This is a genomic window from Persicitalea sp., from assembly GCF_041751555.1.
GTDB lineage: Bacteria > Bacteroidota > Bacteroidia > Cytophagales > Spirosomataceae > Persicitalea.
Window position 1 is genome coordinate 1 of record NZ_JBGSXF010000701.1, and the last position, 8,949, is coordinate 8,949.

Genomic DNA, 8,949 nt, shown 5'->3' on the forward strand with positions numbered 1-8,949 from the left:
GAATCGTAAAAATAAGAGTAGAACAAAACCTGGGAAAACCCTGAATGTCCTACTTTACCCGCCCGTACTTCCTCATTAGTTCAAGTACCTTGTCGCGGGGCAGTTCCTGAATTTTGTGGCCCTGATTTCCTTCGGTAGTCCTGGCGGCAAAAAGCGAGTTGACGATGGCTTCCTCAGTGGCCTCGATCACCGCCAGGAAAAGCGGCGACACGTAGTCGTTGTGCAGCAGCGTCACCGCTGCCGTGGGCTGGGCGGCATCGTGCGGAACGCGATAAGCGGTGGAAAAGGCGATGACATAGTCGCCGCTGCCGTTGGACGCGATGCCGCCCGTGCGGGCCAGGCCCATGATGGCGCGTTTGGCCAGGCGTTTCAGGTTGCGTGCGTCGAGCGGGGCGTCGGTCGCCATGATCATCATGCACGAGCCATCCGACGATTTATCCAGCGTTTCTTTAAAAGAATACTGGCCCAACTCTTCCCCGATTGGAACGCCGGCGATTTGCAGTACGCCGCCAAAATTGCTCTGTACCAGCACCCCCACCGTGTAGCCACCCAGTTTTTCGGGCAGTTTGCGCGACGAAGTCCCGATGCCGCCCTTCCAGCCAAAAGCGACGGTACCCGTTCCGGCCCCTACGTTTCCCTCGGCCACCGCGCCGCTTTGCGCTTTTCGGATGGCTTCCAACACGTGTTCCTTCGTGACGTGACGGCCCCGGATGTCGTTGAGGTAACCGTCATTGGTCTCGCCCACGAGCGGATTGGCCGAGCGCACGTTTTCGTTGCCCGTCTGCCCGAGTGTCCAGTCGAGCAGCGCGTCGGCGGCAGTCGGGACGCTGAGGGTATTGGTCAAAATGATGGGCGTTTCCAAAGTACCCAACTCCTCCACCTGCGTGGAGCCCGCCAACTTTCCGAAGCCGTTGCCGACGTACACCGCCGCCGGGACTTTTTGCTGGAACAAGTTGCCGTCGTGCGGCAGAATGGCCGTGACGCCCGTGCGGACGTCTTGCCCCTGCACAAGCGTCACCTGCCCAACTTTCACGCCCGCCACATCGGTGATGGCGTTGTTAGTTCCGGTGGGCAGGACGCCGATTTTTATGTTCAGTTCGCGGGGGCGGGGTTGGGCGTTTGAAATAATGGAGGAAAGGAGGAAAGCAGGAAGGAGGAAAGGGAAAAGTAATTTCATGAGAAAGTGGAGGAGTCAATTCCAAAGTATTTTTACCTGATGCTCGTACGTAGCGAATTTTTTATCCTGAGTGATTATGGTAAAATCTTCGGCGATTGCCTGCGCGATTAGCATTCGGTCAAACGGATCGTTGTGGTGGTGGGGGAGTAGTTCGAGTCTTTCATAATGGTTGAATCTGAAAATCTGAAAACTGTATTCGGTAGCTAAATCTCGAAACCTGGATACGGGCGCTGAAAATTCAAGTTTTCTAAGAGCTTTCTTTATGGTTATTTCCCAGAAAGTGGCATGGCTGATGAATACCTTGCTGGAAGGTTTTCTCATTTCATCAAAAATTGAAGGATTCAGACGCCGATCCCCTTCCCCGTACCAGATAAGTATGTGCGTATCAATTAAGTAATTTATCTTCATCTTCGCCATTGAAACCTGGTGGAATGAAATCGTCAAAATCTTCTGACACAGACGTGATGATTCCTTTTGCCCATCCCGGCTCAGGTAACGAGTCGCGCGAACTTATTTCAAGCAATCGGGTCACTTCGTCTAACAATCGCTCATTTTGTAGATCAGCGATTTTACTTATGGCCGCAATTTTTTTCTGTTCGGTCGTCATAGCATCTGCATTTTTTACGAATGTACTGTTTTCCTTTCACTGACTTCAAAACTCAGAGGAAAGCTTCTGACATTCAGGACAGAAGTAAGTAGTCCGGCCGCCGACGCGGATGATTTCGATTGGGGTACCATCGCGTGGGCAAAGCAGGTGCTGCTCGGTGTCGTCGCCGTAGGGCGAGGCGTCCCAGGCGCGGGAGTGGATGAGGAATGATTCGGGGAAGTAGGCGTAGTGGGCTTCCTTTTCGATGGCCGTCAGCAGCACGAGTTGAATGGCGTCGCGCAGGGCCGTGATTTCTTCGGGCGTAAGTTCGTTGGCGCGTTTTTCGGGGTGGATTTTGGCCTGGAAAAGCAGTTCGTCGGCGATCCAGTTGCCTACGCCCGCCGCCACACTTTGATCCAGCAGGGTAGATTTTATAACGGATTTCCGGTTAGCCAGCGCGACGGTCAAATCCTCCACCGTTAATTCCAGCGCGTCTTTGCCAATTTTCTTTTTCTTTAAAAACTTCTCAACGTCTTCCACCAACCCCACGCGCTCAAACTTGCGCGGACACACGAAGCCGAGATTGAACCCGCCCCGGAAGTAAAACACGATGCGGGCGTGGCGCGGACGGTCGATCGAACTGTGGTAGTATTCCAAACTACCCGACATTCCGAAGTGCATCCTGACGGTTACGCCCGGCTGGTCAGTGAAGACGAACAGATTTTTGCCCACTCGCCGCGTTCCCGTGAAGGACGCGCCGCGTAGCGTTTCGAGCAGCGTGGCGTAATCGGTCGTGAGGAGTTTGGTGTCCTCGACGTCGATGTTTTCGATGGGTTGGTGCAGGCAGGTGGCTTCCAGGTAGTGGCGGTAGCCTTCGACTTCGGGTAGTTCGGGCATTATTCGAGATTGGAGTCAGGATGAGTAAACTGCGTAAGGGCTCTTTATGTTGGTAATTAGGTTAGCGGACAAACAAGCCGACCAGATAGGGTAGGTAACAAACTGCCCTACTCATTTTTCATAAAATAACTATCTTTGAAGAAAAGGCTGAGCTATGGAAAAGATCACCGAACAAATCCCCGAAAATCTGCTCTACGAAGAGTTTGGCGGACGCAAGTACTACTGGCTATCGGAAGGTACTATCGGGGTTGAAAAATAAGAGCGAGATTATGGGAAGTAGTTGCTTTTTTGAAAATAAAATCCCTCTGTGTCGCTGTGTCGCTCTGCGGTTAAAAGGTGGCGTTTGGGCTTAGCTTTCGGATAATCCCCAAAACCTCCCGAACTTTGGCCATCATCCGAAAACTACCGCTATCTTGAAACTCTGGCAGAAAGAAAACACCGTCACTTCTGAAAAAATAGAACGCTTCACCGTGGGCCGCGATGTCGAACTGGATCTGCACCTGGCCGAATTCGACGTTCTGGGCAACCTCGCCCACGCCGCCATGCTTGAATCCATCGGTCTTTTGACTAAAGCAGAACTGTCTGACTTACAGCACGAACTCAAGGCCATTTACCGAACTACCCAGGCTGGAGAATTCACGATTGAGGAAGGCGTAGAAGATGTCCACTCGCAGGTGGAACTACTACTCACCCGCAAACTCGGTGACACGGGCAAGAAAATCCATAGCGGCCGCTCGCGGAATGACCAAGTGCTGGTGGACTTGAAACTTTACGTCCGCGAACGCCTGACACAGGTCGTACAAGCTACTGATAAGCTGTTCCAAGTCCTGCAAAGCCGCGCCGAACAGCATAATGATGATTTGCTGCCCGGCTATACGCACCTGCAAATTGCTATGCCGTCGTCGTTCGGGCTGTGGTTTGGGGCTTACGCTGAAGGACTCATCGATGACGTTGTACAACTCAACGCGGCCTACCGCCTGGCCAATCGCAACCCGCTGGGTTCGGGCGCGGGCTACGGTTCGTCGTTTCCGCTGAATCGGACGATGACGACTGAACTCTTGGGCTTCGAGGGTTTGCACTACAACGTCGTCTACGCTCAAATGAGCCGGGGCCGCACCGAGCAGGCTGCGTTGACGGCTTTGGCTTCACTGGCCTCCACAGTGTCGCGGCTGGCGATGGACGTGTGTTTGTACAATAGCCAGAACTTTGGCTTCATTGTGCTGCCCGACGCCCTCACGACGGGCAGCAGCATTATGCCGCACAAGAAAAACCCCGACGTGGCCGAGCTCCTTCGCGCCAAAACCAATCGCCTGAAAGCCCTGCCGATGGAAGTGACGCTGGTACTGAGCAACCTGCCCTCAGGCTACCACCGCGACATGCAGCTTTTGAAGGAAATTCTGATGCCCGCCTTCGACGAAATGCTCGACTGCCTGGATGTGGCTGCTTTCATGCTGGAAAATATGAAGGTCAAGACCAACCTGCTGGCCGAAAGTCGCTACGACTTGCTGTTCAGCGTCGAGCGCGTGAACGAGTTGGTGATGCAGGGTGTGCCGTTTCGCGATGCGTATCGCCAAGTCGGGAAGGAAATTGGAGAAGACACTTATGCCCCTCCGCGAAATTTGAAACATACCCACGAAGGCAGCATCGGAAATCTCAACCTGGCCGAAATAAGCGATCGCATGAGTAACGAACTGGCGCGTTTTGAGTTTGATAAAGTACAAAAGGCTTTTCAGAACTTACTCGAAGCGTGATTTCATTCAAGAGAATTTGGTCAAGTACCGTTTTGCTGGCGGTCGGTGCGTTGACGTACTGGTCGTGCGGTACCGGGCAGCAACCCAACGGCGAGGTACTGGCCCGGCAGCATTGTTCGGGCTGCCATATTTTTCCCGAGCCCTCGTTGCTGGACAAAAAGACCTGGTCGGAAAGTACACTACCTTACATGGCTCCCCGGCTGGGGTTGCAGGTCGTCAAAGAGGATTCTTCTTTTTTTCAAAACTACGAAGCTCAGTTGCGCATCGAGCAACTTGGCGTCTTCCCCAAAAAGCCCCAAGTCAGCGAAGAGGAGTGGGCGAGCATCGTGGAATATTACGTGCGCAATGCCCCCGAAACCCTGCCGCGACCCCGGCAAGATACTTTGCAGCCACTGCCTGGTTTTCGGGTGAAAAACACCCTCAGTCCGGTACAGGCCACAGTCACGGCGGTGCGTTACGATCCTTTTAGTCGGCAGATTTGGACCAGCCACCGTTCGGGAGCGATGCACGTCCTGAACCCCAAGTTGCAGGCGGTAGATTCTCTGTTCAATTTCGAGAGCCCCTTCTCCGATTTTCGGTCGCAATCGGGCGGCGAGTGGAGTTTACTTAGCATGGGCTATATGGATCCCAATGACGAGCATAACGGTGCCTTACTCTCTATCAGAAAAGTTGACGGAAACTGGCGTGGCCGACGGGTGGTGGGCGATTTGCAACGTCCCGTGCAGGCCACTTACGCTGACGTAAATGAGGATGGCCGTAAAGATGTAATTGTTTGTGAATACGGGAATTATACCGGAAAACTAGCCTGGTACGCCGCCACCGCGACCGACTCGATGACCAAATACGTGATCGAAGAGCGACCCGGTGCCCGCATGGCCTACTGGCAAGATTACGATGGCGACGGTCGTCCCGATTTGTGGACGCTCTACGCGCAGGGCGACGAGCAGATCGCCGTGTATCTTAACGGCGGCAAAGGGAATTTTGCCAAGAAAGTATTGCTGCGCTTTCCGCCCGTTTATGGTTCGGGCTACTTTGAGTTAGTGGATTTTGATAAAGATGGTAAGCTTGATATCCTTTACGTCAACGGCGATAATGGCGACAAGAGCTATGCCTTGAAACCTTACCACGGCATCAGGATTTTTATAAACAAGGGTCAGGATAAGTTTGAGGAAGAGTTTTTCTTTCCGCTTGATGGTGCTACTCAAGCCCTCGCCCGAGACTTTGATCAGGACGGCGACCTCGACATCGCAGTTATTGCCTTCTTTCCCGACTTTGCTCTCGATCCGGTGCGGTCTTTTGTATATCTGGAAAACAAAGGAAACAACACCTTCACGTCCCGCACTTTTCCCGACGCTAACCGGGGCCGCTGGCTCACGATGGATGCCGCCGACGTAGATCAGGACGGAGATTTGGATATACTGCTGGGGTCGTTTTATCTGGCGATCACGCCCACGCCGAAAAAGTATCTCGAGCGCTGGAAGACGGAGAACAAGGGGATAGTTGTGTTGGAGAATACGCTGCGGTAGTGGTAGGTACTTTGTTTTTCATGAAATAAAAAAAGCCGGACTAGTTTTTCCAGTCCGGCTTTTCGTTTACTGAGTAATTAGAATCAGGGGGCGACCCACCAAACACGACCCTTGGCATCTTGCAAATCACTACCGAAACCAGGTAAAGATAACATGGCGTCGTACGCTGCTTTCTTGTTCAAGAAGTAAAGTAATGGACTGGGAAAGAGCCGTCACGGCGGTCGCGCAAACGACGGTGATACTAATGAGAAAGTACCTGGCTGTTTTTAAAATCATTTTTCGAGAAAAGATGAATCGCGCTTTTCTCAAAATTAAAAAATATTAATAGAGAAGGCTAATTGTGGTCCGCCTCATCCCTAGTTTCTTCCGCGTGGTCGTTCAAAAGCGTCAAATTTCAAGTACCGTCCCCGCTTTTTCCTCGACGGCGTCCAGCAAATCCTCCGCGTGGCAAATCGTCACGCGTCTCACGCCGGATTGCAAAGCCGCGAAGGCGTTGTCCAACTTGGGAATCATGCCCTTGTTTATGATTCCCTTTTCCTTGTAGTCTGCGTAGGAGGCGGGATTTAATTTGGAAATAACGGCGTCGTCATCGTCCGGGTCGGAAAGTACCCCCTTCTTTTCAAAGCAATAAATCAAGTTCATCTTGTGTTTCTGCGCCATCGCCACCGCGGTAGCCGAGGCCATCGTGTCGGCGTTGGTGTTGAGGAGCAAGCCTTCGGCGCTGTACGTAAGCGGGGCAATGACAGGTACTAGCCCGCTTTGCAACAGGGCGTCGATTTGTCCCGCGTTCACTTGCTCGATGTCGCCCACAAAACCGTAGTCGATTGTCTTTACCGGACGCTTTACGGAACGGATAATCCCGCCGTCGGCCCCCGTGAGGCCGATGGCGTTGCAGCTGTTGGCTTGGAGCTGCGCCACCAGATTTTTGTTAACCAGCCCGCCGTAGACCATCGTCACTACGTCGAGCATCGGCCGGTCGGTACGGCGGCGGCCTTCGACCATTTTGGTTTCGATACCCAGTTGGGCGGCGGTCTGTGTGGCGATTTTGCCGCCGCCGTGGACGAGGATTTTTTGGCCTTCGAGTTGGGCGAAAGCTTGCAAGAAAGCCGCGCAGGCGTCGGGGTTATCGATGACGTTGCCGCCGATTTTTACGAGGGTTAATTTCAAGAGAAAATTTCTTTTTGGAAGAATGAAATTACAAATGCAAACTGCCTGTGACGAAGGTCATAAACGGTTTACGAACGAAAAAGAGACCAGAACCTGTTAGAAGTTCAGCCCCTAACTACCCCAAAAGTACCCATGCTCCCTAATATAACTACCCGCGCCGACGTAGAAAATCTTGTCAATACTTTTTACAACAAAATACACGACGACACCACGATCGGTCCAATTTTCAATGATGTAGCGAACGTCGATTGGGACACGCACCTGCCCAAAATGTATGATTTCTGGGAGGGGATTCTGTTTGGAACAGGAAACTACCGGGGCCGCCCGATGCCGCCGCACTTCAAACTGAACGAGACGCATCCCTTCCGGCCCGAATACTTTGATGCCTGGCTGGCACTTTTTTATGATACGGTAGATGAGCTCTTCGAAGGCGAAAAAGCGGCCGAAGCCAAAATGCGGGCCATGAACATCGCGGCGGTGATGGCGCATCGGATCGGGCAAATCAACGCGGGTACGAATACTTCCCTACTTCACCGGAACGAGTAGCACGGCGTCGGCCACGACGGTGCCGTCCGCGTTCTGGTTTGATATCTCCACAAAGTTTTCTCCTCCCTTTGCAAACTTGTAGGTTCCGGCCTTTATCCACTCGTTGACCTGAGTTTGGGTGTCGAGGACGACATCATTCGTCGTCTTTCCAGCCTTGATTTTTAGATTCGTGCGGGTAGCTTTTCCAGTCGTCTTACCGTCGTACTGGGCAGGATTCACACCACCTGCGCCCGGATAGGGGTTAAAGATGTACACCGTGTATTTGCCATTTTCAGGAATCGTGGGGGTATAGCGCACCGACTTGCTTTCCTGGCCCTTGGAATCGTCCACCAACTGCGAAGCGGCGTACTTACCACCTCCTTTTTCGCTGCGCCAGTTGCCAGTCAGGGCGACGGCTTGCGGTGTCACATCGTTGTCGAGCAGGATTTCGGGGATGCTGCCGTCGGCCAGCGGGTCGTTTTTGAGTTTGTTTTGTAATGCAGCGATGTCGATTTCCTGCACCATCGTATTGTTGTCCACTGCCAGCACTGCCGCCGTGGCCGCTGCCTGACCAAGGGCCATGAACACGGGTTCCATGCGGATGGAGCCGTAGGCGATGTGGCTGGCCGAGTGAGCCACGGGAACGAGCAGGTTGGTGGATTCAGTGCGCTTGGGCGTGAGGGCGCGGTAGCTGATGGGGTAGGGGCCAAAGCCATGTACCTGTACGTCGCCTTCGTTTTGCACCATCATTTTTCCGGTGGCTGGGTTGGGTACCATCAGCCGTTGGCAGTTGTGCGAGTCCATACTGTAGGCGGCCAGGGCTATGGCGTCCGGGGCCACTTCTTCGCCTTCGCAGTGGTGCTGTGTCATCACGTACTCGCCCTTCATGCGCCGCGCTTCGCGGATGTAGAGTTGAGGGGAAAAGTGGTCGTTGTCCACATATTCGTCTTTGGGGTAGCCCCATTCCAGCATTTGCTTGCGCAGATGTTCGGGCATCCGTGAGTCGTGGCCCACGAAATAGAGGAATCCTTTGGTGTAGTCCACGTGATCCTGCACGATCTGCTGGCGCGTGTCGTAATCGGCCTCGGGGTAGTTGTGGTTCGCCCCGATCATATCGGTGGACAGCCCGCCTTTGTTATTGATGTCGGTCTTGTGGTTGGGCATGTCGGCAATGTGCAGCACGCCCCAGTTGATGTGTTCGGGCTTTTCGATGGTGACTTGCCGCAGCAGCAGTTCGTATTTCGTGGAGTCGTAGCGGGCGGGGCGCGTGATCGGAATTTGATTGGCGGGGTCGCTCGTGAGGCAAATGCGGAAATTGTA

At 53.4% G+C, this 8,949-nt stretch carries 9 protein-coding genes; 3 read left to right on the plus strand and 6 right to left on the minus strand.

Going from position 1 to position 8,949, the window contains the following annotated elements; all coding sequences use genetic code 11:
- Positions 1-49: 49 nt before the first annotated feature.
- The 4 genes from ACEW8P_RS24525 to ACEW8P_RS24540 are packed head-to-tail and all read right to left on the minus strand — an operon-like array spanning position 50 to position 2,660.
- On the minus strand, positions 50-1,177 hold the full coding sequence (locus tag ACEW8P_RS24525) for a P1 family peptidase (protein ID WP_373515696.1): 1,128 nt from the start codon (positions 1,175-1,177) through the stop codon (positions 50-52).
- Between the two features lie 15 nt (positions 1,178-1,192).
- A complete protein-coding gene (locus ACEW8P_RS24530; protein ID WP_373515697.1) occupies positions 1,193-1,594 on the minus strand; it encodes a type II toxin-antitoxin system VapC family toxin in 402 nt (133 codons plus the stop codon).
- Entirely contained in the window at positions 1,563-1,784 is a 222-nt protein-coding gene (locus ACEW8P_RS24535) for a hypothetical protein (protein WP_373515698.1), read from the minus strand. Before ACEW8P_RS24535 ends, ACEW8P_RS24530 begins: the two co-directional genes overlap by 32 nt.
- A 45-nt stretch (positions 1,785-1,829) precedes the next feature.
- Complete coding sequence (locus ACEW8P_RS24540; RefSeq protein WP_373515699.1) at positions 1,830-2,660, minus strand: Fpg/Nei family DNA glycosylase; 831 nt, start codon at positions 2,658-2,660, stop codon at positions 1,830-1,832.
- Positions 2,661-3,073: 413 nt separating this feature from the next.
- On the opposite strand from ACEW8P_RS24540, the gene argH reads away from it, so the two are divergent.
- Together argH and ACEW8P_RS24550 are read left to right on the plus strand one after the other, a co-directional pair.
- The gene (argH, locus tag ACEW8P_RS24545) at positions 3,074-4,411 is read left to right on the plus strand and encodes an argininosuccinate lyase (protein ID WP_373515700.1); all 1,338 of its coding nucleotides are present in this window, start codon (positions 3,074-3,076) and stop codon (positions 4,409-4,411) included.
- Positions 4,408-5,937 (plus strand): FG-GAP repeat domain-containing protein, encoded by a 1,530-nt coding sequence (locus tag ACEW8P_RS24550; protein ID WP_373515701.1) that lies wholly within the window; start codon positions 4,408-4,410, stop codon positions 5,935-5,937. The genes argH and ACEW8P_RS24550 overlap by 4 nt, the downstream gene beginning before the upstream one ends.
- A 387-nt stretch (positions 5,938-6,324) precedes the next feature.
- Here ACEW8P_RS24550 and argB read toward each other — a convergent pair whose 3' ends face one another.
- Positions 6,325-7,104, minus strand: a complete 780-nt coding sequence (gene argB / locus ACEW8P_RS24555) for an acetylglutamate kinase (protein WP_373515702.1) — start codon at positions 7,102-7,104, stop codon at positions 6,325-6,327.
- A gap of 132 nt (positions 7,105-7,236) precedes the next feature.
- On the opposite strand from argB, the gene ACEW8P_RS24560 reads away from it, so the two are divergent.
- Positions 7,237-7,650 carry a group III truncated hemoglobin gene (locus ACEW8P_RS24560; protein ID WP_373515703.1) on the plus strand — a complete coding sequence of 138 codons (414 nt, stop codon included), beginning with the start codon at positions 7,237-7,239 and terminating at the stop codon, positions 7,648-7,650.
- On the opposite strand, the gene ACEW8P_RS24565 is transcribed toward ACEW8P_RS24560, so the two are convergent.
- Positions 7,630-8,949, minus strand: a 1,320-nt coding sequence (locus ACEW8P_RS24565) for an FAD-dependent oxidoreductase (protein ID WP_373515704.1), incomplete at its 5' end; no start/stop codon positions are given. The genes ACEW8P_RS24560 and ACEW8P_RS24565 overlap by 21 nt on opposite strands.

Bases quoted from the DNA above. Each gene is read 5' to 3' on its own strand.
- ACEW8P_RS24525 (WP_373515696.1), bottom strand. From the start codon at position 1,177: ATGAAATTACTTTTCCCTTTCCTCCTTCCTGCTTTCCTCCTTTCCTCC.
- ACEW8P_RS24530 (WP_373515697.1), bottom strand. From the start codon at position 1,594: ATGGCGAAGATGAAGATAAATTACTTAATTGATACGCACATACTTATC.
- ACEW8P_RS24535 (WP_373515698.1), bottom strand. From the start codon at position 1,784: ATGACGACCGAACAGAAAAAAATTGCGGCCATAAGTAAAATCGCTGAT.
- ACEW8P_RS24540 (WP_373515699.1), bottom strand. From the start codon at position 2,660: ATGCCCGAACTACCCGAAGTCGAAGGCTACCGCCACTACCTGGAAGCC.
- ACEW8P_RS24560 (WP_373515703.1), top strand. From the start codon at position 7,237: ATGCTCCCTAATATAACTACCCGCGCCGACGTAGAAAATCTTGTCAAT.